At 61.1% G+C, this 24,328-nt stretch carries 21 protein-coding genes and 1 tRNA gene; 11 read left to right on the top strand and 11 right to left on the bottom strand.

Annotated features, from left to right (window positions below; all coding sequences use genetic code 11):
• Nucleotides 1-157: 157 nt before the first annotated feature.
• Together EEQ99_RS15045 and EEQ99_RS15040 are read left to right on the top strand one after the other, a co-directional pair.
• Nucleotides 158-595 (top strand): glyoxalase superfamily protein, encoded by a 438-nt coding sequence (locus tag EEQ99_RS15045; RefSeq protein WP_047616216.1) that lies wholly within the window; start codon nucleotides 158-160, stop codon nucleotides 593-595.
• Nucleotides 596-682: 87 nt separating this feature from the next.
• Nucleotides 683-2,050, top strand: a complete 1,368-nt coding sequence (locus tag EEQ99_RS15040; RefSeq protein WP_127430677.1) for an MATE family efflux transporter — start codon at nucleotides 683-685, stop codon at nucleotides 2,048-2,050.
• Between the two features lie 90 nt (nucleotides 2,051-2,140).
• Here EEQ99_RS15040 and EEQ99_RS34625 read toward each other — a convergent pair whose 3' ends face one another.
• The 8 genes from EEQ99_RS34625 to EEQ99_RS15005 all read right to left on the bottom strand — a co-directional run bounded on the left by EEQ99_RS34625 (nucleotide 2,141) and on the right by EEQ99_RS15005 (nucleotide 10,488).
• On the bottom strand, nucleotides 2,141-2,302 hold the full coding sequence (locus EEQ99_RS34625) for a hypothetical protein (protein WP_164735939.1): 162 nt from the start codon (nucleotides 2,300-2,302) through the stop codon (nucleotides 2,141-2,143).
• A 101-nt stretch (nucleotides 2,303-2,403) separates the two neighbouring features.
• Nucleotides 2,404-3,240 (bottom strand): helix-turn-helix transcriptional regulator, encoded by an 837-nt coding sequence (locus tag EEQ99_RS15035; RefSeq protein WP_028755931.1) that lies wholly within the window; start codon nucleotides 3,238-3,240, stop codon nucleotides 2,404-2,406.
• A 66-nt stretch (nucleotides 3,241-3,306) separates the two neighbouring features.
• Nucleotides 3,307-3,516 carry a DUF1127 domain-containing protein gene (locus EEQ99_RS15030; protein ID WP_127430676.1) on the bottom strand — a complete coding sequence of 70 codons (210 nt, stop codon included), beginning with the start codon at nucleotides 3,514-3,516 and terminating at the stop codon, nucleotides 3,307-3,309.
• An 88-nt stretch (nucleotides 3,517-3,604) separates the two neighbouring features.
• A complete protein-coding gene (gene iolB, locus EEQ99_RS15025) occupies nucleotides 3,605-4,402 on the bottom strand; it encodes a 5-deoxy-glucuronate isomerase (protein WP_063474229.1) in 798 nt (265 codons plus the stop codon).
• A gap of 154 nt (nucleotides 4,403-4,556) precedes the next feature.
• Nucleotides 4,557-5,474, bottom strand: coding sequence for a myo-inosose-2 dehydratase (gene iolE / locus EEQ99_RS15020; RefSeq protein WP_063474230.1), 918 nt, complete (start codon nucleotides 5,472-5,474; stop codon nucleotides 4,557-4,559).
• A gap of 66 nt (nucleotides 5,475-5,540) precedes the next feature.
• Complete coding sequence (gene iolD, locus EEQ99_RS15015) at nucleotides 5,541-7,391, bottom strand: 3D-(3,5/4)-trihydroxycyclohexane-1,2-dione acylhydrolase (decyclizing) (RefSeq protein WP_063474231.1); 1,851 nt, start codon at nucleotides 7,389-7,391, stop codon at nucleotides 5,541-5,543.
• 194 nt (nucleotides 7,392-7,585) lie between these two features.
• Complete coding sequence (locus EEQ99_RS15010) at nucleotides 7,586-9,520, bottom strand: bifunctional 5-dehydro-2-deoxygluconokinase/5-dehydro-2-deoxyphosphogluconate aldolase (RefSeq protein ID WP_127430675.1); 1,935 nt, start codon at nucleotides 9,518-9,520, stop codon at nucleotides 7,586-7,588.
• 92 nt (nucleotides 9,521-9,612) lie between these two features.
• Entirely contained in the window at nucleotides 9,613-10,488 is an 876-nt protein-coding gene (locus EEQ99_RS15005) for a MurR/RpiR family transcriptional regulator (RefSeq protein ID WP_097623044.1), read from the bottom strand.
• A 207-nt stretch (nucleotides 10,489-10,695) separates the two neighbouring features.
• Here EEQ99_RS15005 and EEQ99_RS15000 point away from each other — a divergent pair, with 207 nt between their 5' ends.
• The 4 genes from EEQ99_RS15000 (at nucleotide 10,696) to EEQ99_RS14985 (ending at nucleotide 15,234) form a co-directional block, all read left to right on the top strand.
• Complete coding sequence (locus EEQ99_RS15000) at nucleotides 10,696-11,811, top strand: Gfo/Idh/MocA family protein (RefSeq protein ID WP_127430674.1); 1,116 nt, start codon at nucleotides 10,696-10,698, stop codon at nucleotides 11,809-11,811.
• A 184-nt stretch (nucleotides 11,812-11,995) separates the two neighbouring features.
• Nucleotides 11,996-13,213, top strand: coding sequence for an NAD(P)/FAD-dependent oxidoreductase (locus EEQ99_RS14995; protein WP_127430673.1), 1,218 nt, complete (start codon nucleotides 11,996-11,998; stop codon nucleotides 13,211-13,213).
• 254 nt (nucleotides 13,214-13,467) lie between these two features.
• A tRNA-Ser gene (locus tag EEQ99_RS14990) sits at nucleotides 13,468-13,558 on the top strand.
• Nucleotides 13,559-14,226: 668 nt separating this feature from the next.
• A complete protein-coding gene (locus tag EEQ99_RS14985) occupies nucleotides 14,227-15,234 on the top strand; it encodes a porin (RefSeq protein ID WP_047616236.1) in 1,008 nt (335 codons plus the stop codon).
• A 90-nt stretch (nucleotides 15,235-15,324) separates the two neighbouring features.
• Here EEQ99_RS14985 and EEQ99_RS14980 read toward each other — a convergent pair whose 3' ends face one another.
• Complete coding sequence (locus tag EEQ99_RS14980; protein WP_127430672.1) at nucleotides 15,325-16,221, bottom strand: alpha/beta fold hydrolase; 897 nt, start codon at nucleotides 16,219-16,221, stop codon at nucleotides 15,325-15,327.
• 65 nt (nucleotides 16,222-16,286) lie between these two features.
• Nucleotides 16,287-18,362 carry a lytic transglycosylase domain-containing protein gene (locus tag EEQ99_RS14975; RefSeq protein ID WP_127430671.1) on the bottom strand — a complete coding sequence of 692 codons (2,076 nt, stop codon included), beginning with the start codon at nucleotides 18,360-18,362 and terminating at the stop codon, nucleotides 16,287-16,289.
• A gap of 214 nt (nucleotides 18,363-18,576) precedes the next feature.
• On the opposite strand from EEQ99_RS14975, the gene dapA reads away from it, so the two are divergent.
• Nucleotides 18,577-19,461 carry a 4-hydroxy-tetrahydrodipicolinate synthase gene (gene dapA / locus EEQ99_RS14970; protein ID WP_028758248.1) on the top strand — a complete coding sequence of 295 codons (885 nt, stop codon included), beginning with the start codon at nucleotides 18,577-18,579 and terminating at the stop codon, nucleotides 19,459-19,461.
• A 116-nt stretch (nucleotides 19,462-19,577) separates the two neighbouring features.
• Complete coding sequence (gene smpB / locus EEQ99_RS14965; protein WP_012557117.1) at nucleotides 19,578-20,057, top strand: SsrA-binding protein SmpB; 480 nt, start codon at nucleotides 19,578-19,580, stop codon at nucleotides 20,055-20,057.
• Between the two features lie 108 nt (nucleotides 20,058-20,165).
• Here smpB and EEQ99_RS14960 read toward each other — a convergent pair whose 3' ends face one another.
• The gene (locus EEQ99_RS14960; RefSeq protein ID WP_028758247.1) at nucleotides 20,166-20,747 is read right to left on the bottom strand and encodes a LabA-like NYN domain-containing protein; all 582 of its coding nucleotides are present in this window, start codon (nucleotides 20,745-20,747) and stop codon (nucleotides 20,166-20,168) included.
• Between the two features lie 297 nt (nucleotides 20,748-21,044).
• Here EEQ99_RS14960 and rpoZ point away from each other — a divergent pair, with 297 nt between their 5' ends.
• From rpoZ to EEQ99_RS14945, 3 genes are all read left to right on the top strand, one after another.
• Nucleotides 21,045-21,449 (top strand): DNA-directed RNA polymerase subunit omega, encoded by a 405-nt coding sequence (rpoZ, locus tag EEQ99_RS14955; RefSeq protein ID WP_003574261.1) that lies wholly within the window; start codon nucleotides 21,045-21,047, stop codon nucleotides 21,447-21,449.
• 181 nt (nucleotides 21,450-21,630) lie between these two features.
• Complete coding sequence (locus tag EEQ99_RS14950; RefSeq protein WP_047616251.1) at nucleotides 21,631-23,865, top strand: RelA/SpoT family protein; 2,235 nt, start codon at nucleotides 21,631-21,633, stop codon at nucleotides 23,863-23,865.
• 194 nt (nucleotides 23,866-24,059) lie between these two features.
• On the top strand, nucleotides 24,060-24,209 hold the full coding sequence (locus EEQ99_RS14945; RefSeq protein ID WP_080759973.1) for a DUF3563 family protein: 150 nt from the start codon (nucleotides 24,060-24,062) through the stop codon (nucleotides 24,207-24,209).
• Nucleotides 24,210-24,328: the final 119 nt, after the last annotated feature.

Here is a 24,328-nt window from a genome sequence, read left to right as displayed (position 1 = left end):
CCGCATACAAGGGTCGGTTCGAGGCACCGGCCGCTCGCGGATGAAAATCCATGGTGAAGCCCTCGCGATCATGGTCACGGCCCCTTGTGCATGCTGACTGGCGGCAATGCGAGCTCCCATCCGCAGTCGAAGAGCATGCCTTGTGAAGGCTCACTCCATGACGACCTATCCTGCCATTGAAGAATTGAAGGCTCAGGCCAAGCGTCTGCGCCAGGCGATGAACGATCGCGGCACTCCGCTGACCCACAGTGCGGCGCTGGAAATGATCGCCCGCCAGCACGGCGTGCGCGACTGGAACACGCTCGCAGCCCTTGCGGCAAAGCCTAATGCCGCTCCAAAGGCGCCGCTTTTCGTCGGCGCGCATATTCGCGGCCGTTATCTCAACCAGCCGTTCACCGGCGAGGTTCTGGCGCTTTCGGCCCTGCCGGGCGGCGATCTCCACAGGATCACCATCCATTTCGACGAGCCGGTGGATGTCGTCACCTTCGAGAGCTTCTCGGCCTTTCGCAGGCGCGTGAACGCGCAGATCGATGCCGACGGCGTGTCGCCGAGAAAGACCTCGAACGGTCTGCCGCATCTGGTGCTCGACCTGTAAGTTGCTTCTCTCTTTCTTTTGAGGCGGCCCGAATCCGCATGGTTACAAGCCGGGCTCGGGACTCGCCGATATGACACGGATTTCTCCATGACCGATCTTTCCCAAGGCAATGCCTTCCTCACCGGCTGGCTGCCGGGCGTCTTCATCAAGACGGCGGCGCCGATCGTCGCGATCACCACCGTCAACGGCCTGTTCACCGTCGTCGACGCCTATTTCCTCGATGCCTATGTCGGCCCCGACGCGCTCTCTGCCGTCAGCCTGATTTTCCCGGGGCTGATGCTGCTGATCGCCCTGCAATCGCTCGTCTCGAACGGCATGGCAAGCATCCTCGCCCGCCGGCTGGGTGCCGGCAATCGCGATGGTGCGCGTCGGGTCTTTGCCGGCGCGCATGCGCTGGCGCTCGCCGTTACCCTTATCCTCAATCTGGTCTACTGGACGGTGGGCCGGCAGATCATCGGTGTCGGTGCTGCCGGCAATTCCGCCGTAACCGATGGCGCAACGCTGTTCATGGGCGCGATGATCGCCTGTGCGCCGGTCAGCTTCTTTCTGTCACTGCATCTCGACGGATTGCGCTGCGAAGGCAAGATCGGCTTCATGACGCTGGTGACGCTGTCGGCCTCGCTGCTCAACATCTTCGCCAACTGGCTGTTCATGGCGGTGATGCATTGGGGCGTGCTCGGTTCGGCAGCCGGCTCCATCGCCTCGCAATTCGTCTGCCTAGCGGCCGTGCTCGCCTACCGCTGGCGTCGGCCCACGGCACTCAGGCCGTCCTCTGGAGCAGCACTTGCCGAATGGCGTGGCATCGTCGCCTTCGGCGCGCCGATGAGCCTCGGCTTCATCGGCATATCGCTGGCCTCGGCCGCCATTCTGATCAATGTCTCGCTCTGGAGCGTGGCAGATCATGTCGCCACGATTGCCGCCTACGGCATCATCACCCGGATCATGACCTTCACCTATCTGCCGCTGCTTGGCCTCAGCATCGCCCTGCAGACGATCGCCGGCAACAATCACGGTGCCGGCCTCGGGCTTCGCGTCGGCCGCAGCCTGCAGATCGCCATGCTCGCAGCACTCGTCTATTGCACTTTGGTGGAGGTTACCGTCGAGTTGCTGGCTGGCCGCCTTGGCGCCGTCTTCGTCGCCGATCCCGCCATAACAGCCGAGGTCAGGCGAATTCTGCCCTGGACGATCGCCGCCTATTTTCTCTTTGGGCAGATGCTGATCCTGTCGTCCTATTTCCAATCGATCGGCGATGCGCCGCGCGCCGCGATCTTCGGCCTGTCGCGGCCCTATCTGCTGACCCTGCCGCTCACCTTCCTGCTTCCCTTCATCTTCGGCGAGCAGGGAATCTGGATGGTGCCGGTCTTTGCCGAGGCAGGCATGGTCATCCTTGCCGTCCTGGTGCTGTCGCAGAACGCCAAACGCCGCGGCTGGCGCTATGGGCTTCTGCCCGCCTGATACGGCAAAGCCGTGCCGCCTCGTGAATTGACCCTCGAAGGTTAACATCAACCCTCGAGGTCAGTTCACTGGCGGCTCTATCTGATACCGTCATTCATTGGCGCTCGAAGCGGCCGATGTCGCAGCTTCCGCCTCGTTCAACGCCTCGGCGCATTCCTGGCAGCAGACCTCGACAGTCTTGCCCCCGAGCTTGACGGTGATGGTTTCCGGACCGAGTTCGCAGTCGCAGGCAGCGCATGTGGTCTTCTTCATCTGGTGATCCTCCGGTTATCGTCCCCAGATCGGGACAGGCTCATAAGATCATCGAAGACCGCATCGCCGCTGTCGAAATCTTTAGCGATTTACGGAGGCTTTTACCTCAGCCGTAGTTGCGCCGAGCGCTGGAATTCGGCCGGAGTCTGCCCGAAGGACTGCTTGAAGGACGCGCTGAAATGGCTGTGGCTGGAAAAGCCGAGATCGAGACCGAGCGCCGTCAGATCCTCATACTGGCCGAGCAGATCGAGCGCCCGGGCAAGCCGCAGCCGCAACTGGTAGCGATAAAGCGGTGTGGCCTCGACCTGCTGGAAGACCTGGGTGAGATAAACCGGCGACACGCCGACTTCCGAGGCGATTTCCGCAAGCGTCCAGCGTCGTGCGAGATCGGAGGAGAGCACCAGCTTGGCCCGGTCGACAAGTTTCTGCCGGCCGGCGCTGGCGCCCGCTGCGTGCGATGTGCGCTCGCCGAGCGAGCGGCGCACCAGCGTCAGCGCCAGTATCTCCGCCTCCAGCGTTTCGGCGACGTTGCGGCGCAGACCATGACGCAGGAGCGCGACCAGCGCCTGGGCCCGCGGATCGATCCGCCGGCGCTGACGGCGGAAGGAAAAGGCCTGGCCGGGCTGCACCTGATCCTTCGGCGTGAGTTCTTCGAGCATGGATTCGTCGATCGCCAGATCGATGCAAGCATCGCCGCCCTCGATGGGGTGGCTGATCCGATATCCCTGGCCGGCATTGAAGAACACGACCTGATTGGCTTCGGCCACCGTGTCGTTGCGGCCGACATGCCGCATGAATACGCCGCGATAGGGATAGACGAGGCTCGTCCTGTGGGCGCATTCCTCGTCGCTCTTGTGGCGGCATTCGCCATTGCAGACAATGTCACGAATGGTGACCGTCTTCGTTTTCAGGAGCGGTGCTGTTGAAAACTGAGACATGGCATGTTCCGGGTCAGGCAGGTCGCCCGGTGAGGCGACCTGCCGGCACAATATCACGCTCAAGTTTCAGGTGCGACTGTAGACATGGACGTCGCTTTCGGTCTGCCCCCTGGAAAGGCCGATATCCTTCAGCTGCTCGTCGGACAGCTCCATCAGCGCATTGCAGTTGCGCCGTTCGTTCATCTTGCGCGCCAGCCAGTGTGCTGCGTTGATGATGGCAAGGAACAGGCCGGGCCGCATATTGCGGGCCGAGATTGTGGAATTCGAGCTATGCATGGTGATCCTCCATCCGTGTTTGGATGGAGCAGTGAACCATCAGCGGCGATTTTGCGCTGTCAGATTATTTAGCGATCTGAGACAGCCCTCACGCCTTCATCAGCCACTCATGTTCGGCGGCATTGTGGAATTTCCAGATCCGCTTCGGTCCGGCCATGACGTTGAGATAATAGAGATCATAGCCATGGCAGGCGGCACAGGGGTGATAGCCCTTCGGCACCAGCGTCACGTCACCGTCCTCGATCGCCATTGCCTCGTCGAGCGAGCGATCGTCGGTGTAGACGCGCTGGAAGCCGAAGCCCTGCGGCGGATTGAGGCGATGGTAATAGGTCTCTTCCAGGAAGCTCTCGTTTGGCAGGTCGTCCTGGTCGTGCTTGTGCGGCGGATAGGAGGAGGTGTGGCCGCCCGGCGTGATCACCTCGACGACCAGCAGCGAATGGGCCGAGCTGTCGTCCTCCGGCATGATATTGTTGACGTAGCGCACATTCGTGCCCTTGCCGCGCGTTACCTGCGGATGCGTGCCGGGCGGGATGGCCTTTGCCTGATAGGTGCCGCCGCCGGGCGCCGAGCAGACGGCAAGCTCCAGATCGGTCTCCGCCGTCACCGACCATGTCGATTCCATCGGGATATAGAGCGCATGCGGGGCGCCTTCGAACGGGCTCATGCGGCCGCCGAGCGTGCCGAAATCCCTGGTGCCGGCCGATGCCTTGCCCTTGCCGGTCACCCAGACGAGGCAGACTTCGCGATCGCCCGTCTCTCCCGAAACGGTCTCGCCCGGCTTCAGCCGATGCAGATCGAAGCCAACATAGGTCCAGCCGGCATTTTCCGGGGTGACGTGCGTGACGCGGCCATGCGTGCCGGACGGTTTCACCTTGAGGTTTGGCATTGGTGTTTCTCCTCGTAAATTGGCGGATGCGGCCTCCCTCATCCGGCTGCCGCCACCTTCTTCCCGAGAGGAGAAGGGACATGCCTCGCCGTTTCCATTCCCCCTTCTCCCCGGTGGGGAGAAGGTGCCCGGAGGGGAGGGGTATTTCGTTCTGTTATCCCTTTGGAAAACCTTCCGTTTCCACGGTATAACCCGCGGCCGTCATGACGCGCATAAGTTCGGCATGGCCGATCTCGGCCATTTTCTGCGGCGGCGCCTTGCGCGGATCCTGTTCGGCCTCGACGACGAACCAGCCTTCATAGCCGTGATCGGCCAGCCGCTGGACGATGGCGCCGAAATCGAGCGAACCGTCGCCGGGCACCGTGAAAGCGCCGAGCGCCACCGCATCGAGGAAGGACTGCCGGCTGCGGTCCAGCCCATCGACCACGGGCTTGCGGATGTCCTTGACGTGAACATGGTTGATGCGGGCGTGGTGATTGTCGATGGCGCGCAGCACGTCGCCGCCGGCAAAGGCGAGATGCCCGGCATCGAGCAGCAGCGGAATGCCTTCACCCGAAGAGCGCATGAAGGCGTCGAGTTCCGGCTCGGTTTCGACCACGGCAGCCATGTGGTGATGATAGGAAAGCGGCATGCCCTGCTCGGCGCACCATTCCCCGAATTCCGTGACGCGTCGCGCATAGGCCTTCATCTCGTCATCGGAGAGGCGCGGCTTGGTGGCGAGCGGCTTCGAGCGATCGCCCTGGATGGAGCGGCCGACTTCGCCATAAACGATGCAAGGCGCATTGACCGCCTTGAACAGCGCGATCATCGGCGCGATGCGGTCCTTGTTGGCGGCAAGCTCCTCATTGACAAGCGTGCCGGAGAACCAGCCGCCGCACAGCGTCACGTCGGCGGCGCGCAGAATCGGGAGCATCTCTTCCGGATTGCTGGGGAAACGGCGGCCTTGCTCCATGCCCGTGAAACCGGCGCTGCGCGATTGCCGCAGGCATTCCTCGAGGGACACATCGTCGCTGAGCTCAGGAAGATCGTCGTTCCACCACGCGATGGGCGACATGCCGAGTTTGGCCTTCATCAACATTCTCCTTAAAAGTATTGCGGAAGAGCCGGGACGCTCTTCCGAAAAAATGACAGCAGTCGGTCAGCCGATGCGTTGGGCGGCGCGTGCTTCGACATAGCCCTTGCGCGCTTCGTTGACCTGTTCGCGAGGACTGACCTCAGGCACCACGACATCCCACCAATGGCCGCCGGCTTCCGTGGTAATGAGCGGATCGGTGTCGATTAGGAAGACCGAGGTGCGGTCGTTCGTCTTCGAATCGATGATCGCCTGCTCGAGTTCCGCGATGGAACCGACCTTGACGGCGATGGCGCCCATGCTTTCGGCATGCGCGCGGAAATCGATCTCCGGCATCACCTCGTGATAGGAGTCCTTCAGCAGATTGTTGAAGTTGGCGCCGCCTGTTCCCATCTGCAATCGGTTGATGCAGCCATAACCGCGATTGTCGAGCACGACGATGTTGAGCTTGAGGCCGAGCATGACCGACGTCGCGATCTCGGAATTCATCATCATGTAGGAGCCGTCGCCGACCATGACGACGACATCCCGTTCGGGATGCGCCATCTTGGCGCCGAGACCGCCGGCAATCTCATAGCCCATGCAGGAGAAGCCGTATTCCATATGATAGCTGCCAGGCGCGGTCGCCGGCCAGAGCTTGTGCAATTCGCCGGGAAGGCCGCCTGCAGCGCAAAGAACCGTCGTATTCTCGCCGCCGATCGTGCGTGCCACCGCGCCGATCACCTGCGCATCGGAGGGCAGGGCGGCATTGCTCGTGGCCATCGCCCTGGCCGCAGCCTCCATCCAGACCTTCTTCTCCGCGGCCGCCTTCTCCGCGAGTGCTGCCGGCGCCTTCCAGCCGGAAAGCCCTGCCGAAAGCGCCTTCAGCCCTTCGCGGGCATCGGCCACCAGCGGATGGCTATCGTGCTTCACCGCGTCATAGGCGGCGATATTGAGGCCGACCATCTTGAGGCTGTCGTTCTTGAACAGCGCCCAGGAGCCGGTGGTGAAATCCTGGCAGCGGGTGCCAACGGCGATGACGAGGTCCGTCTCTTCCGCGATCGCATTTGCTGCCGAGGTGCCGGTGACGCCGACCGAGCCGAGCGCCAGCGGATGGGTCTCGTTGATCGATGACTTGCCGGCCTGGGTGACGACGACGGGAAGGCCGTGGGCTTCGGCAAAAGCGGCAAGCTCCTGCGTCGCCTGCGAATAAAGCACGCCGCCGCCGGCAACGATCACCGGCTTCCGCGACGCCTTGATCAGCGCAATGGCATTTGCCAGCTCGTCCGCATCCGGCTGCGGCCGGCGGGTTGTCCAGACCTTTTCATCGAACAGGCTTTCCGGATAATCATAGGCTTCCGCCTGAACGTCCTGGCAGAGCGACAATGTCACCGGGCCGCAATCCAGGGGGTCGGTCAGGACCTGCATGGCGCGCTTCAGCGCCGTGATGATCTGCTCGGGCCGGGTGATGCGGTCGAAATAGCGCGAAACTGGACGGAACGCATCATTGGCCGAAACCGTGCCATCGCCGAAATCCTCGATCTGCTGCAGCACCGGATCCGGCGCACGGTTGGCAAAGACGTCGCCCGGCAGGAAGAGAACGGGAATACGATTGACATGCGCGACGCCCGCGGCCGTCACCATGTTCAGTGCGCCGGGGCCGATCGAGGTCGTGCAGGCCATGAAGCGCGTGCGGAAATTCGCCTTGGCATAGGCGATCGCGGCATGCGCCATGCCCTGTTCGTTGTGGGCGCGATAGGTCGTCAATTCGCCGCGCACCTGATAGAGCGCCTCGCCGATGCCGGCGACGTTGCCGTGACCGAAGATCGCCCAGACGCCGCCGAAGATCTGCACCTTCTTGCCGTCGACGATCGTCATCTGCTTCTTGAGGAAATGCGCGACGGCCTGCGCCATCGTCAACCGTATCGTCTTGCCCATCGGGTCCTCCCGCAATCTTTCTTTCACGTTTTTTCCTTCCCCAACCCTCCCCACAAGGGGAGGGGTTAACCTGGCGGGCTCTCACCATTCTCGCCGCAGGATCTCGTCCAAAAGAACGTTCGCTCATGGCGTGAGGCGAGCCTCAAGTTAAGTCCCTCCCCCTTGCGGGGAGGGGTTGGGGAGGGTCTTAATTCTCAGTGACGCCCACGCGTCTTCAGCCACGCTTCGGTCAGTTGCCGGAAGCGGCCGGCCATGTCGGCGATCGCCTCCTCGTCGTTTATTTCGCCCGAAAGCCAGGCGCGCGCCGGATCGGCAAAGATCGTCCGGCCAACGGCGAAGCCCTTGACGGAGGGAGCCGCCAGCGTCGCCTCGAAGCAGGAGATCAGCTCGTCGGCGGGCGCCTCGAGGCCCAAGAGCACGATACCGCGGCACCATGGATCATTTTTGGCGATCACCGCATCGATTTTCTTCCAGGCTTGGCTCGATGCCTGCGGCTCGAGTTTCCACCAGTCCGGCTTGATGCCGAGCGCATAAAGCTCTTCCAGCGCGGTCGCGATCGTATCGTCGGTGAGCGGCCCGTTCTTGCCGGCGATGATCTCCACCAGCAACTCGCGGCCGACCTTGCGGGCGGCCTCGAACAGCGTGCGCAGTTTCTCCTGCTGCTCCGTCTTCAGGTCAGCCGGATCATCGGGATGATAGAAGCACAGGCACTTGATGCAATGACCGAGCGGCCATTCCACAAGCTGCGAGCCGATATCCTGGCTGAATTCGAAGCGCAGCGGCTTCGAGCCCGGCAATTCCACCGGTCGGCCGATCCAGGAGAAATTCTTCGTTGCCGCGTCGAAGAAGGCGTCGCGGCCGAAACGTTCGTCGATCAGCATGCCGTAGCCGTCGCGGCCGTTCGACACCCGTGCCGCCGCCGCGACCGCCAGCCGCTTGAAGGCGCCGATCTTCTCATGGCCGACGCCGAGCTCATCGGCGACGCTGACGAGCTGCGAGCGGTGGTCGATCGCCAGCGCCATCAGAAGCGGGACTTCGCCGCGCCGGGTCGAGGCCCAGTGGATATGGTTGATCGCCTCGTCCTTGCGCAGTGCCCGGTGTTTGCTGCCGTTCGTCAGGAAGAAGTCGAGTTCCGCCCAGGTCGGATATTCCGGCGAGCAGAGCAGGCGGGAAACGGCGAGGGCGCCGCAGGCATTGGCCCAGGTGGCGCAGGTCTTCAGCGGCTCGTCGCGCAGGAAGCCGCGCAGGAAGCCGGACATGAAGGCATCGCCGGCACCGAGCACGTTGAAGACTTCGATCGGGAAACCCTGGCCGACGATGCCGGCCTCGAGATCGTCGGCGATCGGCCCGTCATAGACGATGCAGCCCATCGCGCCGCGCTTCAGTACGATCGTTGCCGGTGACAGGCGGCGAATCTCCTTCAGCGCACCGAGCACGTCGTCGGCGCCGGAAGCGATCAGGATTTCCTCTTCTGTCCCGACGATGAGGTCGCAGTCCGGCAGCGTCTCCTTCATCTTCGAGGAGACCCGGTCGGATTTCACGTAGCGCTCGAAGCCTTCCGCATGGCCGGCAAGTCCCCACAGGTTCGGCCGGTAATCGATGTCGAAGATCACCTTGCGGCCGTTCGCCTTGGCGATACGGATCGCCTTGCGCTGCGCGGCCTCGGTATTCGGCCGCGAGAAATGCGTGCCGGAAACGAGAACGGCGCGCGACGATCTGATGAAATTTTCGTCGATATCGCCTTCATCGAGCGCCATATCGGCGCAGTCCGATCGATAGAAGATCATCGGCGAGACGCCCTCGGCCTCGACCGCAAGCAGCACCAGCGCCGTCAGCCGCTCCTTGTCGGTGATGATACCGTCTGTGGCGACACCTTCGCGCGCCGACTGCTCGCGGATGAAGCGTCCCATCTGCTCATCGCCGACGCGGGTGATGAGGCCGGATTTGAGGCCGAGCCGCGCCGTGCCGATAGCAATATTGGCCGGGCAGCCGCCGACGGACTTGGCGAAGGAGGCGATATCCTCCAGCCGTGAACCGATCTGCTGACCGTAAAGATCGACCGAGGAGCGGCCGATGGTGATCACATCAAGCGCCGGCTCCGGCTGCGAACCCGGATTCGATTGTACCATGATGTCCTCCCGCTAGATTTTGCGCGGCTTCCAGTGCCTGCGAATTTTCAATAATGAAACATTGGTTCCGATATTTTGTCAATTCGGAATGTTTATTCCATTTTGCCTTTTACAGGTTTTGACTGCTGCCGCTTGCGCCGCCGCTCGGCAATTGCAACCGGCAGTGCCATGGTGAGCGCCATTGAGGCCGAAAGCGAGCGGAAGCCGGCGAAATCGGCCTCCGCCACCTCGAACCAGTGCGTGGCACAGGCGGCAAGCGGCGAGAAAGCCGAATCGGTGATCGCGATAACGGGCACGCCGCGGTCGGCAAGTTCCTGGCTCTGGCTGAGGCTGTCGGCCGCATAGGGCGAGAAGCTCGCCGCGATCGCCGCATCCTTGGGTGTTGCAAACTGCACCATCTCCGGATCGACGCCGTTCGGCGAGGCGACGATCTGGTGGCGGATGTTGAGCTTGGAAAAAGCGTAGGTCATGTGCGCCGTCAGCGGGTAGGAGCGCCGTTTGGCGATCAGATAGATCGTCTCGGCGCCGGCAAGGATATTCACCGCTTTCGTGAAAGTATCGCTCTGCACTGTCGCCGCCAACCGGTTGACCGACTGGTTGGCCGCGGCAATGAAGCCGGAAAGCAGATTGGCGTCCTCATCGTCGCCGCTCGATTGCTCCAGCGTGACGAGCCGCTCTTCGTAACTCAGCGTCCGGTCGCGCAATCTTTCGCGAAAGATGCTCTGCAGGTCGGAAAAGCCTCCATACCCCAGATGATGCGCCAGGCGCACCAGCGTCGAGGGCTGGACGTCCGAGGCGGCCGCGATGCTCGCCGTCGTGCCGAAGGCGATTTCGTCGGGATTGCCGAGCGCGAAGGCTGCGACCTGCGCCAGCCGCTTCGGCATGTTCGCCTTGCGCTCGATGATGGTGCTGCGCAGGCTTTCAAAATCGCGCGGCACACGCGCGTGCCTCTTGGGATCGTTATCCATGCTTGCGGCTCACGAGATGAAACAAATATTCCATATTGTCGAACATAGACGATTTCAAACGACACGCCTAATTGTTTTTAATCGCCTGTAATTGAAGGCTTTTGGACAGTTGTGCGGGGAAGGGCGCGAGAAATGCCATGCGTAGGTCTCTTGTCAAAATGATCCAAATATTCCAAAAATCCGCGCGCAGCTCTGGAGGAGACGGAAATGAAGCCACTCGGCATCGGTTTGATCGGCACCGGTTATATGGGCAAATGCCATGCGCTGGCGTGGAATGCGGTGAAGACTGTGTTCGGCGATGTCGAGCGTCCGCGTCTCGTGCATCTGGCCGAAGCCAATGCCGGGCTTGCTGAGGCCCGTGCCGGTGAATTCGGCTTCGAGAAGGCGACGGCGGACTGGCGGGCGCTGATCGCCGACCCCGAGGTCGACGTCGTCTCCGTCACGACGCCCAATCAGTTCCACCCCGAGATGGCGATTGCAGCCCTCGAAGCCGGCAAGCATGTCTGGTGCGAAAAGCCGATGGCGCCGGTCTATGCCGATGCCGAGCGCATGCTGGAAACCGCAAAGCGGTCCGGCAAGGTCGCCGCCCTTGGTTACAATTACATCCAGAATCCCGTCATGCGGCATATCAGGACGCTGATTGGGGAGGGCGCCATCGGTACGGTCAACCACATCCGCGTCGAGATGGACGAGGACTTCATGGCCGATCCCGATGTCTTCTTTTATTGGAAGAGCGAGCTTTCCGCCGGCTACGGCGCCCTCGACGATTTCGCCGTGCATCCGCTATCGCTGCTTTGGTACCTCTTCGGCCATGTCGAGGCCGTCATAACGGATATGGTGAAACCCTATGCCGATCGCCCGCTGAGCGAAGGTGGTCGCCGTGCCGTCGAAAACCACGATGGCGCCAACGTGCTGATGCGGCTTGGCGGCGGCATCTCCGCCGTGTTGATGGCGAATCGCGCCGCCTGGGGCCGCAAGGGCCGCATCGCCCTGCAGATTTTCGGCTCGAAAGGCTCGATCGTCTACGACCAGGAGCGCATGAACGAATTCGAACTCTATCAGGCCGAGGGCCGCGGCTCCGAACAGGGCTTCCGCAAGATACTGGCGGCGCCCGCCCATCGGCCCTATGATCGCTTCATCCCGGCGCCCGGCCATGGCCTCGGCTTCAACGATCTGAAGATCATCGAATGCCGCGAGCTGATCCGGGCAATTTCAGGCGAGCCGTCGTCGATCGTGACATTCGAAGACGGTCTCAGGATAGAGAAGTCGGTGCATGCCATGGCACAGTCCTTCCATGAGCGCCGCTGGATCGAGATCGGCTGAATGTAAGAGGCCGCTTTCCGTTGACGGCGTATCAGGCCGCTGCATAATCCTTAAATCGGAATCGATTTGAAGAGTATGCGGCAAATTGAAAGTGCTACAGCGTCCTTTGCGCGTCTGAAAAACGTGCGGCGTTGGAGGGGATAGCCTCGGCGCGAGTGTCGGGCGCAGCTTCAGGAGTGAGATCGTGACGGATAGACTGGTGATCATCGGCGCGGGACAGGCCGGTTTCGCATTGGCGGCCAAGCTGCGTGCGTTGAAGGACGCGCGCCCGATCACCCTTATCGGCGCGGAGGACGTGGCGCCCTATCAGCGCCCGCCGCTTTCGAAGAAATACCTGCTCGGCGAAATGGCATTCGACCGTCTGCTGTTCCGCGCCGAGCACTGGTATGCCGACAACGATGTCGACCTTCGCGTTTCGACCTGGGCCGAGCAGATCAAGCCTGACACCAAGCAGGTTCTCCTGCAGGACGGCTCCGTTCTCGATTACGGCACGCTGGCGCTGGCCACCGGCTCGACGCCGCGCCGGCTGCCGGCCGCAATCGGCGGTGATCTCGAAGGCGTCTATGTCGCCCGCGACAAGCGCGATGCCGATCTGCTCGCCGAAGAGATGCGTCCCGGTCGCCGCGTCCTCATCATCGGCGGCGGTTATATCGGTCTCGAGGCGGCAGCCGTCGCCCGCCATCGCGGCCTTGAGGTGACCGTCATCGAGATGGCCGACCGTATCCTGCAGCGCGTCGCGGCGAAGGAGACCGCCGACATCATGCGCGGGATCCATGAAAGCCATGACGTGATGATTCGGGAAAAGACGGGGCTCAAGCATCTGATCGGCACGGATGGCCGCGTCACCGGCGCCGCACTTTCCGACGGTTCGGTCATCGATATCGACTTCGCCGTCGTCGGCATCGGCGTTGCGCCGAACGACCAGCTCGCCAAGGAAGCCGGACTCGAAGTCGCCAACGGCATTGTCGTCGACGAATTCGCCCGCACCTCCGATCCGTCGATCTTTGCCGCCGGTGATTGCGCCGCCCTTCCCTGGCAGGGCGGCCGCATCAGGCTCGAATCGGTGCAGAACGCCGTCGACCAGGCCGAAGCGGCGGCTGCCGTCATCGCCGGTGGCAGCGAGCCCTATGAGCCGAAGCCATGGTTCTGGTCCGATCAGTATGACGTCAAGCTGCAGATCGCCGGCTTCAATCTCGGTTATGATGAGACGCTGCTGCGCCCCGGCGCCCGCGAAGGCGCCCACTCCGTCTGGTACTTCAGGGATGGCCTGCTGATTGCCGTCGATGCGATAAACGACGCGAAAGCCTATGTGACCGGAAAGAAACTGCTGGAATCCGGGATCAATCCCGACAGATCGATTCTCGCCGACCCCTCTGCCGACCTCAAGAGGCTGCTCGGCTAAATCAGCACCTGTTGTCGCAGGGGATTGGCGCCGGCGGTAACGCCGTCCTGGATTCGCTGATCCTGCCGGAGGCCGGGCGGCAAGGCTCGGCGTCTTTCGCCAAGACAACGAAGCGCGATTAATTTCTTCTGATCACGGCAGGAAATGCCGTTCTGTTTGCGCAGCCAGCCGAAAGGCTGCCTGCTGTATTTCTTCTGGTGAAAATTCAAAAAACTCTTGCATTCACAGGCCGGTCACCATAGTTAGGCCGCACCGGAGAGGTGGCCGAGTGGTCGAAGGCGCTCCCCTGCTAAGGGAGTATACGTCAAAAGCGTATCGTGGGTTCGAATCCCATCTTCTCCGCCATTCCGATTTTCCAAGAGTCTGCCGCTTCTTAGTTCCTGCCAGGAATCATATTCGCTTGGTCGATTACAGCGCCGCGCGTCTTTTCAGGCGGACAATGGACGCTGAAGCGACTTTGAGTCGCTGCGTAATTCCTTAAATCGGTTCCCGGTTTTATTGAATGATGCAGCGGGGCTTTGCGGCCACGCGACGGGAAGGTCTCTCCGCCTCGAGCGAGAGAATCGCTTTGCGGGAATCACTTCCCGCGCCCTGCATCGGCAGGTGACGAAAGCGGATTGGTGCACCTCCGGTTACGCTTCCCAGCGCTACGGTATCCCAGAAAGAACCGGATTTTGTCAAAAAAGTGTCGCGAATGTGTCACAAAGCGCATGTCCAATTCTTTGTCGATCAGAGCTAAGCAGCCGCAAAATCAGGGTTTTCTTAACAAAGCATAAAGGAAATCGGGGCTGGTTGCCCGACTTGTGTCCTTTCAGCAACAGAATGTCGGGAAGGCTCCCGCAAACCCCCCATCCGAGTAAGTTGGTGATTGCGTGACGGCTTCCGTCTTGTATTTTCAGCGTCGGAAGCAAGGGCGACTGATCGTCCACTTCTTGAAACACGGGGATGGGGCAGGGAACGCTGCTCAGCGAAAGATCCCAAACCCGATCGAAACTTTGAATTGGAGGTCATTTATGAACATCAAGAGCCTTCTTCTCGGCTCCGCTGCTGCTCTCGCAGTAGTTTCCGGTGCTCAGGCTGCTGACGCTATCGTTGCTGCCGAGCCGGAACCGGTTGAATACGTCCGCGTTTGCGACGCTTACGGCACCGGCTATTTCTACATCCCGGGCACCGAAACCTGCCTCAAGATCAACGGCTACATCCGTTTCCAGGTTAACGTCGGCGAAGATGTCGGCGGCGACTCTGACTGGGATGCCTTCAGCCGCGGTCAGGTTCAGTTCACGGCCAAGAGCGACACCGAATACGGTCCGCTGACCGGCGTCATCGTCATGCAGTTCAATGCTGACAATGCCTCCTCTCAGGGTGCCAAGCTCGACTCCGCTTACCTCGACATCGCCGGCTTCCGCGCTGGTCTGTTCTACAGCTGGTGGGACGATGGCCTCTCTGGCGAAACCGATGATATCGGCTCTCCGGTCACCCTGCATAACTCCATCCGTTATCAGTACGAAACCTCTGACTTCTACGCTGGCATCAGCGTCGATGAACTCGAAGACGGCTTCTACAAGACGGACGAAGAAGCCAACAACGTTGGTGTTGCAGTCGGTCTCGGCGGCAAGGCTGGCGCGTTCAGCTACCAGATCACTGCCGGCTACGACGTCGACAACGAAGAAGGTGCTGTCCGTGCAATGGGTACGGTTGACATCGGTCCCGGCACGCTCGGCCTCGCTGCCGTATACGCTACCGGCCCGAGCTCCTACTACACCAAGGCTGAATGGGCTGTTGCTGCCGAATACGCAATCAAGGCAACCGACAAGCTCAAGATCACCCCTGGCGTCCAGTACTACAGCGACTACTACGTTTCTGGCGACGACTTCGGCAACGGCGATGCCTGGAAGGCCGGTCTGACGGTTGATTACCAGATCGTCGACAACTTCTACGCCAAGGCTTCGGTTCAGTACCTCGATCCGGAAGATGCTGACGACTCCACGACGGGCTACTTCCGCCTGCAGCGTGCGTTCTAATCTGACCAGATTAGGCAATACGGAAAGCCCGGCTCTTGAGCCGGGCTTTCTGCTTTTGGTCACTGTCTCGATAGATGGAGATCAAAGCGCTTATCGGCAATTGGCGAGAAAAGCCTGAATCATTGCGGGGATTCTGCCGAGATGGAGGAGCGGTGCATGCCCTTGCTTCGCCGCGGTGTGCAGAACCAGTCCGGAATGGCGGCGTGCCATTTCGTCGGCCGTCTGCTTTGAGAGCAGCGACGTATTCTCGCCGCGGATCAACATGAGCGGCAACCGGCTCAGGCTTTCGAATTGCTCCCACAGATCGGGTAGCGGCTGGCTGAAATCGACCGATTTGAGTGCCTCTGCGATCGCCGGATCGAAATCGGCGACCGGCCTTCCGCCGACGTCGCGATAAAGCGCAAGCGCCATCTCGCGCCAGTCTTCCCCCGCAAGTGCGGTAAACGACGCCCCATGATTTTCCTTCAATATATCGGCCGCCTCGCTCCACTCCGCCGGCTGCCTGCCGTTGTTGAGGTAATCTCGGATTCGTGCCAGCCCCTCAGCTTCGATCACAGGCCCGATATCGTTGAGGATGACGGCTTCGAGGAGAGCCGGACGCGTCGCTGCGATCAGATGCAGGATCAGCCCGCCGCGCGATGTGCCGATGAAGATCGCCCGCTCGAAGCCGAGCGCCGCGCAGGCGGCTATGACGTCGCCGGCTTCGACGGCGAGATTGTAGTTCGCCTTATTCTCGTCCCATGCCGAGTTTCCCCGCCCGCGCGAATCGAGCGCGATCACCCTGCGCGGCGCTGTTCTGTCCCGGGAGAGAAGCAGCGCCAGCCGATGAAAATCCCGCGTATTGCGGGTCAGGCCGGGCAGGCAGATCACTGGCAGCCGTCCGCCTGTTAGGGCCTCGTCGGGCCGGTAGTCGCGGGCATAGAGCCTCAGCCCGTCGGAAGATGTGTAAAACCGTTCCTGGAAATCGCCTGCGTAAGTATCCGGCATCGCATCCCCTCGAGATCTGTTGATCCCGAAGATGTAGCCTGCTTTGCGAGCCGCACCAAACGGCTTCAGGAGGCGCTGCGTCCGCCGATCAGGTCGCGTTCGATATCGGTCGGCTGGCCAAGGCGGGCCTTGTAGACTTCGTAATTCTCCATCACCCGCTGCACGTAGTTGCGCGTTTCGGGGAAGGGGATGCGCTCGATCCAGTCGACGATCTCGTCGATCGGCCTGCCGCGCGGATCGCCGTAGCGGCCGATCCATTCCGGCACCCGCTTCGGCCCGGCATTGTAGGCAATGAAGGTGAGGATATAGGAGCCGCCAAAGGCGTCGATCTGCTCGCCGAGATAATGCGCGCCGAGCGTCGCGTTATAGCCGGCATCGGCGGTCAGTTTGTCTTTGGAATAGGTAATATTGTGGCGCTTGGCCACCGCCTGGGCTGTTCCCGGCAGAAGCTGCAGCAGGCCGCGCGCATTCGCCGCCGAAACGGCGGCCGGGTTGAAGGCGCTTTCCTGCCGGGCGATGGCATAGGCGAGTGCCTTGCCGGAGCCTGATATATTGGCGTTCGCTGGGATCACGCCGACCGGAAAGGCCAGCGCTGCGACATCGATGCCGCGCCCGTAAGCGATCTTGCCGATCTGCAACGAGAGATGATGATCGCCGGATTGCTCGGCCTTTGCTGCAAGGACGGCCAATTCACCGGGGCTCTGCAGCTGATCGGCGAGCGCGAGATAGAGAATATCGGCCCGCCATCCATGGCCTGCGGCTTCCAGCCGGGCGATCGCCTGCACGGCTTCGCGCGCCTGGAAGCGTTGCCGGTCGGCCGTGCTCGGAGAGGGATAGGCGACGTTCAGCGTCTTTCGCCCCAGCCGTTCGGCCGCGAGCTGACCGTAGAAGGTGCCAGGAAAATTCGCGGCTTTCGTATAGAATTCACTGGATTGGCCGGGGCCGCCGGCCTCCGCTGCCCGGCCCAGCCAATACCAGGCGCGTGAAACCGAGATCGGCCCGTTTGATGTCTGGAGGATCTTGCGGAAGTGTCTTTCCGCCGTTGTCGGGTCCTGCAGGCCGCGAAGCGCGTACCATCCGGCATGGAACTCGGCCTCGACGATATCCGTCGGGCTTGTTGCGGCGTAGTTTGCGACGATGCGATAGGCGGGCTTGAATTGCCCCTGGTCGACGAGGCCGCGGCTGATGATCCGCTGCTCGTTCCACCACTCGCCGGAATTGACGAGTTCGCTGCGCTCGGGCGGCATCTGCTCCAGCAGCGCCGCCGCTTCGGCATATTTGTCCTGCTTGCGCAGATATTCGATCCGGGCAAACAGCAGGCCGGCATCGCCGCGCCATCTCGCATCGACGGCGTTAAGCAGGGCGCCGGCATTGCCGGCCTTGGCGTCGACGGCAGCCCAGGCCTTGTAGAGCGACTGCGCCTGGCCCATGTCGCCGAAGCGCTTGGCCTGCGCCACCCGGCCGCGATACATCAGATAGTCCATCCGCGCCTTATGGTCGGCAGGCGTCAGCAGCGCGGAAAACTCGATGAGGATCTTGTCTTCCGTCGCCTTGTCGAGAGCCTCTCCGCGCCAGACCTTGCGGATATATTTTGCTGCCTGCGCCTGCTTGCCTGTCGCAACCAGCGCCCGGCCGAGGATGACGGCGCCCTGCATCGTCTCAGGCGCAGTATCGCCGAAGGCGGCGAGCACGGCGGAAGGGGCGGGATTTTCGTCATAGAGCGCGCGCTCGGAATAGGCGCGCAGCCGCGAAAGACCCGGCCAGCCCTTGAGCTCCTGCGCGGCGCTGGCGATTTCATAGGAGGGAACGCCCTTCAATCCAGAAACGGCGATCGCCCAGGTGAGGATATGGCGGTCAAGCGTATCGTCGCGCATGCTGTCGCGGATCGAAAGCGCCAGCTGCGGGTCCTTGTCGGAAAGCGCGTCGAGGCCGGTTTTCAGGTCGCTGTTGACAGGCGCCACTGCCGGATTGCGCGGGATGGCGCCTGTTGTGATCGCTTCCGGTATGGATGTCTCGGGGATGAAGCCGAGCGGCTTGACATCAGGCATGGCAGCGCTCTCGCCGGGAAGCGGCGACGCAACGCTGCCCCACGCGGCGGCAATGAAGCCGAAGGCGGACAGAATCAGGACAGCTTTCTTCATCCGGGATCTCGCACCGAAAACACGCCCTGCCATTAGGCTAGAGGCATCTTAACGAAACCTTACCGTACCAGGTAAAATTCATTCACATCTGCTATCGGAATTTGCCCTAAACCGAACTCTCCGCGCTTGTCGCGATGATTTCGGCGCTCTATGGTGCGCAACTCTTATTCATGGAATGCGGCCGAAGCAAGGATTTGGTCGTGAGGAGCTTTGCATGTTCAATGGGTCCATTCCCGCCCTCGTCACCCCCTTCACCGACGCCGGACTGATCGACGAAGATAGTTTCGCCGCTCATGTCGACTGGCAGATCAAGGAAGGCAGCGCCGGTCTCGTTCCGGTCGGCACGACGGGCGAATCCCCGACGCTGTCGCATGCCGAACACAAGCGGGTCGTGGAACTCTGCATCGAGGTTGCTGCAAAACGCGTCCCCGTCATGGCCGGCGCCGGCTCGAACAATACGCGTGAGGCGATCGAGCTTGCCCAGCATGCCGAAAAGGTCGGTGCGAACGCCGTTCTGGTCGTCACTCCCTATTACAACAAGCCGACGCAGAAGGGTTTGATCGCGCATTTTTCGGCGATCGCCGAGGCCGTCGATCTGCCGATCTATATCTATAACATCCCCGGCCGCTCGGTGGTCGACATGACGCCGGAAACGATGGGGGCGCTGGCCAAGGCGCACAGCAATATCGTCGGCGTCAAGGATGCAACGGGTAAGATCGAGCGCGTCTCCGAACAGCGCATCACCTGCGGCACGGATTTCCGGCAGCTGTCCGGCGAGGATGCGACGGCGCTCGGCTTCAACGCCCATGGCGGTGTCGGCTGTATTTCGGTAACGGCCAATGTCGCCCCGCGGCTCTGCGCCGAGTTCCAGGCGGCGACGCTCGCAGGCGATTATGCCCGCGCCCTGGAATATCAGGATCGGCTGATGCCGCTGCACAAGGCGATCTTCCTCGAGCCGGGTCTTTGCGGCGCCAAATACGGGCTCTCCAGGCTTGGCCGCATGAGCCGCAACGTCCGCTCGCCGCTGCTTTCGACGCTGGAGCCGGCCACGGAAACGGCAATCGACGCCGCGCTGCGCCATGCCGGCCTGCTGAACTGAAAAGACCGGCCATCTTCACAAGGCCGGGTCGCTCCCTTACATAAAGGGCAAGCCCTCACATAGAGGTCGGGAATGAGGGCGCGGCTTTTCGCGCTCTAAATGAATGGAATGTCGTCATGGCCCCCAAAGGCAGCCAGCGCGTGGTGAACAAGGTCGTGGCCGAAAACCGCAAGGCCCGCTTCAACTACGAGATCATCGATACCTACGAGGCCGGCCTCGTGCTGATGGGCACGGAGGTCAAATCGCTGCGCGAGGGCAAGGCCAATATCGCCGAATCCTATGCCTCGGATGAGGGGGGCGAGATCTGGCTGATCAATTCCTATCTGCCGGAATATCTGCAGGCCAACCGCTTCAATCACGAACCGCGCCGACGCCGCAAGCTGCTGCTGTCGGGCCGTGAAATTCATCGCCTGCGTTCTGCCGTCAACCGTGAAGGCATGACGCTGATCCCGCTGAAGATCTATTTCAACGATCGCGGTCGGGCGAAGATGGAACTGGCGCTCGCCAAGGGTAAAAAATTGCATGACAAGCGCGAGTCGGAGAAAGAACGCGATTGGAACCGGCAGAAGAGCCGCCTGTTGAAGGACAATGGCTGATCTAAGATCGGCCGCTGTCGTTAAGCGCGCATGCCAAAGCATGGCGATGCGGGAACGCGGCTGCCGTGCCGCGGAGCTTCGCAGCTCCGCTTCGAGATGGTGGAGAGATCACTCCTCGAAATCGCTGGCCGGGACGACTTCGACCGGACGTGGCGCCCGCTCGGAAGGATCACGACCGATTTCAGCCTTCAAAGACAAGAGATCGATGAAATGATCGGCCTGCCGACGCAGGTCGTCGGCGATCATCGGCGGCTGCGTCGCCATGGTTGAGATCACCGAGACCTTGCGGCCTCTGCGCTGCAGCGCCTCGACCAGATTGGTGAAATCGCCGTCGCCGGAGAAGATGACAAGATGATCGACCGTCTCGGACTGTTCCATGGCGTCGATCGCAAGCTCGATGTCCATGTTGCCCTTGATCTTCCGGCGACCCATGGAATCTGTGAATTCCTTGGCGGGCTTGGTGACGACTTTGTAGCCGTTGTAGTCGAGCCAGTCGATCAGCGGCCGGATCGATGAATATTCCTGATCCTCGATCAGAGCGGTATAATAATAAGCGCGCAGCAGATAACCGCGTTTCTGGAATGCTTTCAACAGCTTGCGGTAATCTATGTCGAAGCCGAGGCTCTTGGATGCAGCGTAGAGGTTGGCGCCGTCAATGAAGAGTGCAATTTTTTCGCGTGGGTCAAACATCGCTTACCAATCCAATGAGAGCAATCGAAATCCGCAGGTGACAAACTTCAATAAAAACAATATCTTGCGTTTCTATTTCGCTTTGATCCTTACTTTATGAATTATTCATATATGAAAGATTTAGGGCACGATTCGGCATATTCCAAGCAACCTTCGGTGGAATTATGACATTCTCCATGGAAATTTAGCTCAGTCGCGGATAAAGACGAGGGGCGCCGGAATGAAAAACTTGTATTTGCCCGGTTTTAATTGTATCGGGCGTGCTAATCCCGAAATGACGACCGCAAAGGACAGGCAATGGCCCGTGTCACAGTTGAAGATTGCATCGACAAGGTGGAGAACCGCTTCGAGCTGGTTCTGCTCGCCAGCCACCGCGCCCGGCTGATTTCCCAGGGTGCCTCGATCACCATCGATCGCGACAATGACAAGAATCCTGTCGTGGCCCTGCGCGAAATCGCCGACGAGACGCTTTCGCCCGATGACCTCAAGGAAGATCTGATCCATTCGCTGCAGAAGCATGTCGAAGTCGACGAGCCCGAGCCCGATCCGGCAAGCATGATCGCCGCCGGCGGCGTCGCCGCAGCCGACAGCGAGGAGCAGGACGACCTGCCGGAGACGATCACTTTCGACCAGATGTCGGAAGAAGAGCTGCTTGCCGGCATCGAAGGCCTGGTGCCGCCGGAAAAGAGCGACGACTACTAAGCGCATAGGCCGGATCCCGGTCACATCGGTCAGATGTGATACCGAAACAGCTTCATGCGATGCAAAAGAGCGATGATTACCAATCGTCAATCTTGCGCCTTTATTGCTTAGGCATATTATTGCCCATGTGTGCGCCAATCGTTGATTGGCGCGCTTTTATTTTTATCGGAGTGGCTTTGGAATGATGCGGCAGTACGAGCTCGTGGAGCGGGTTCAGCAATACAAGCCCGATGCCAATGAAGCACTGCTGAACAAAGCCTATGTCTACGCCATGCAGAAGCATGGCCAGCAAAAGCGCGCGAGCGGCGATCCCTATATTTCTCATCCGCTCGAAGTCGCCGCCATCCTCACCGACATGCACCTCGATGAATCGACGATCGCGGTTGCCCTTCTGCACGACACGATCGAGGATACGACGGCGACGCGCGCCGAGATCGACGAACTGTTCGGCGAGGATATCGGCCGCCTGGTCGAGGGGCTGACGAAGATCAAGAAGCTCGATCTCGTCACCAAGAAGGCCAAGCAGGCGGAAAACCTGCGTAAGCTGCTGCTCGCCATATCCGATGATGTGCGTGTGCTGCTCGTCAAGCTTGCCGATCGCCTGCACAATATGCGCACCCTCGATCACATGTCGGCCGACAAGCGCGCCCGCATCTCCGAGGAGACGATGGAAATCTATGCGCCGCTGGCCGGCCGCATGGGCATGCAGGACATGCGTGAGGAACTCGAGGAACTCTCCTTCCGGCATATGAACCCGGAAGCCTACGAGACCGTCACCAAAAGGCTGGAAGAGCTTTCGAAGCGCAACGAGGGCATCGTCAAGAAGATCGAGGCCGAACTGCGCGACCTGCTGGTCGCAAGCGGGTTGACGAGCGCCTATGTCAAGGGCCGACAGAAGAAGCCCTATTCGGTCTTTCGCAAGATGCAGTCGAAGTCTCTTTCCTTCGAGCAGCTTTCCGATGTCTACGGCTTCCGCCTGATCGTCGAGGACATCCCGTCCTGCTATCGGGCGCTCGGCATCGTCCACACGCGCTGGCGCGTCGTGCCCGGCCGCTTCAAGGACTATATTTCGACGCCAAAGCAGAATGATTACCGGTCGCTGCACACCACCATCGTCGGTCCGTCCAGCCAGCGCATCGAACTGCAGATCCGCACCAAGCGCATGCACGAAATCGCCGAATTCGGCATCGCCGCCCACGCGCTTTACAAGGACGGCGCCACCAATGCCGACGGCGACATCCTTTCGCGCGAATCCAACGCCTATTCCTGGCTGCGCCATACGATCGAGGCGCTCGCCGAGGGCGACAGCCCGGAAGAATTCCTCGAACACACCAAGCTTGAGCTCTTCCAGGACCAGGTCTTCTGCTTCACGCCGAAGGGCAAGCTGATTGCCCTGCCGCGTGGCGCCACCCCGATCGATTTCGCCTATGCGGTGCACACCAATATCGGCGACACCACGGTGGGCGCCAAGATCAACGGCCGTATCATGCCGCTGGTGACGCGGCTTGCCAATGGCGACGAGGTCGAGATCATCCGCTCCGGCGTGCAGGTTCCGCCCGCCGCCTGGGAAGAGATCGTCGTGACCGGCAAGGCGCGCGCCGCCATCCGCCGCGCCACCCGCATGGCGATCCGCAAGCAATATGCCGGCCTCGGTCACCGCATTCTCGAGCGTACCTTCGACAGGGCCGGCAAGATCTTCTCGCGCGAGGCGATGAAGCCGGCGCTACACCGTCTCGGCCAGAAGGATGTCGAGGATGCGATTGCCGCCGTCGGCCGTGGCGAGATGTCCTCGCTCGATGTGCTGCGCGCCGTCTATCCCGATCATCAGGACGAGCGCGTCACCGTGAAACCATCAGGCGACGACGGCTGGTTCAACGTGCGCAGTGCGGCCGGCATGATCTTCAAGATCCCCGGCAAGACCAAGGCCGGGCCCGACGGCGGCCATTCGGAAGTCGACACGCATGCCGATATCGGTCCGATCCGCGGTCTGTCCGGCAATGTCGACGTCAAGTTCGCGCCGACTGGTGCCGTGCCTGGCGATCGCATCGTCGGCATCATGGACCAGGGCAACGGCATCACCATCTATCCGATCCAGTCGCCGAGCCTGCAGCGCTTCGACGATCAGCCCGACCGCTGGATCGACGTCCGCTGGGATCTCGACGAAGCCAACAAGTCGCGTTTCATGGCGCGCATCATGGTCAATGGGTTGAATGAGCCCGGCACGCTCGCCAAGGTCGCCCAGACGGTCGCAGGCCTCGACGTCAATATTCGCCTTCTGAACACGGTGCGGGTGGCGGCCGATTTCACCGAAATGATGCTCGAGGTCGAGGTCTGGGACTTGCGCCAGCTCAATCAGCTGCTCGCCCAGATGAAGGAACTGGATTGCATCGCCACCGTTCGGCGGCTTTACGAGTAAGCTTTTGTTAAGCCTGTCAGTGGGCTGGGCGAGAGATTGCATATTTTATGATCGTTTTGTGCGCAATGTGGAGCATCAAAAAGGCAAGCAATGCATTAGGCGCATGGCTGTCTCCATGTTGCGGCTGTAGTAATTAACCTGCGCCGGGCCTATCTTCTGATCATCGAAACGCAAACAGAAGATGAGACAAGATAATGTTTGACCCTATCAGGAAAATCGCTCGTGCCTTCCGCGCTCAGACCACGCAGGAACGTGAAATGGCATATCTCAATGGCTCGCTCGATCGTATCGATCTCGAATTTCGTCAGCGCCAGGTCGACCGCGGTCTATTCCGCAATCGCTAATAGTGAGCTTTATACTTGAGGCGAGTGAGGGACGTTTTGCATAACGGACGCCCCTCGGCTGAAGAAGTTCCTCTCCGCTGAGAGAGCTGAGCTGTTTTTCGGGCGGTATCATTTGCCGC

This window comes from Rhizobium anhuiense, assembly GCF_003985145.1.
In the GTDB taxonomy this organism is placed as follows: Bacteria; Pseudomonadota; Alphaproteobacteria; order Rhizobiales; family Rhizobiaceae; genus Rhizobium; species Rhizobium anhuiense.
This window is presented reverse-complemented; position numbering and strand designations above follow the sequence as displayed.

Excerpts from the sequence above, each read along its gene's own strand:
- EEQ99_RS15045 (WP_047616216.1), top strand. The coding sequence starts at position 158 with ATGACGACCTATCCTGCCATTGAAGAATTGAAGGCTCAGGCCAAGCGT.
- EEQ99_RS15040 (WP_127430677.1), top strand. The coding sequence starts at position 683 with ATGACCGATCTTTCCCAAGGCAATGCCTTCCTCACCGGCTGGCTGCCG.
- EEQ99_RS34625 (WP_164735939.1), bottom strand. The coding sequence starts at position 2,302 with ATGAAGAAGACCACATGCGCTGCCTGCGACTGCGAACTCGGTCCGGAA.
- EEQ99_RS15035 (WP_028755931.1), bottom strand. The coding sequence starts at position 3,240 with ATGTCTCAGTTTTCAACAGCACCGCTCCTGAAAACGAAGACGGTCACC.
- EEQ99_RS15030 (WP_127430676.1), bottom strand. The coding sequence starts at position 3,516 with ATGCATAGCTCGAATTCCACAATCTCGGCCCGCAATATGCGGCCCGGC.
- iolB (WP_063474229.1), bottom strand. The coding sequence starts at position 4,402 with ATGCCAAACCTCAAGGTGAAACCGTCCGGCACGCATGGCCGCGTCACG.
- iolE (WP_063474230.1), bottom strand. The coding sequence starts at position 5,474 with ATGAAGGCCAAACTCGGCATGTCGCCCATCGCGTGGTGGAACGACGAT.
- iolD (WP_063474231.1), bottom strand. The coding sequence starts at position 7,391 with ATGGGCAAGACGATACGGTTGACGATGGCGCAGGCCGTCGCGCATTTC.
- EEQ99_RS15010 (WP_127430675.1), bottom strand. The coding sequence starts at position 9,520 with ATGGTACAATCGAATCCGGGTTCGCAGCCGGAGCCGGCGCTTGATGTG.
- EEQ99_RS15005 (WP_097623044.1), bottom strand. The coding sequence starts at position 10,488 with ATGGATAACGATCCCAAGAGGCACGCGCGTGTGCCGCGCGATTTTGAA.
- EEQ99_RS15000 (WP_127430674.1), top strand. The coding sequence starts at position 10,696 with ATGAAGCCACTCGGCATCGGTTTGATCGGCACCGGTTATATGGGCAAA.
- EEQ99_RS14985 (WP_047616236.1), top strand. The coding sequence starts at position 14,227 with ATGAACATCAAGAGCCTTCTTCTCGGCTCCGCTGCTGCTCTCGCAGTA.
- EEQ99_RS14980 (WP_127430672.1), bottom strand. The coding sequence starts at position 16,221 with ATGCCGGATACTTACGCAGGCGATTTCCAGGAACGGTTTTACACATCT.
- EEQ99_RS14975 (WP_127430671.1), bottom strand. The coding sequence starts at position 18,362 with ATGAAGAAAGCTGTCCTGATTCTGTCCGCCTTCGGCTTCATTGCCGCC.
- dapA (WP_028758248.1), top strand. The coding sequence starts at position 18,577 with ATGTTCAATGGGTCCATTCCCGCCCTCGTCACCCCCTTCACCGACGCC.
- smpB (WP_012557117.1), top strand. The coding sequence starts at position 19,578 with ATGGCCCCCAAAGGCAGCCAGCGCGTGGTGAACAAGGTCGTGGCCGAA.
- EEQ99_RS14960 (WP_028758247.1), bottom strand. The coding sequence starts at position 20,747 with ATGTTTGACCCACGCGAAAAAATTGCACTCTTCATTGACGGCGCCAAC.
- rpoZ (WP_003574261.1), top strand. The coding sequence starts at position 21,045 with ATGGCCCGTGTCACAGTTGAAGATTGCATCGACAAGGTGGAGAACCGC.
- EEQ99_RS14950 (WP_047616251.1), top strand. The coding sequence starts at position 21,631 with ATGATGCGGCAGTACGAGCTCGTGGAGCGGGTTCAGCAATACAAGCCC.
- EEQ99_RS14945 (WP_080759973.1), top strand. The coding sequence starts at position 24,060 with ATGTTTGACCCTATCAGGAAAATCGCTCGTGCCTTCCGCGCTCAGACC.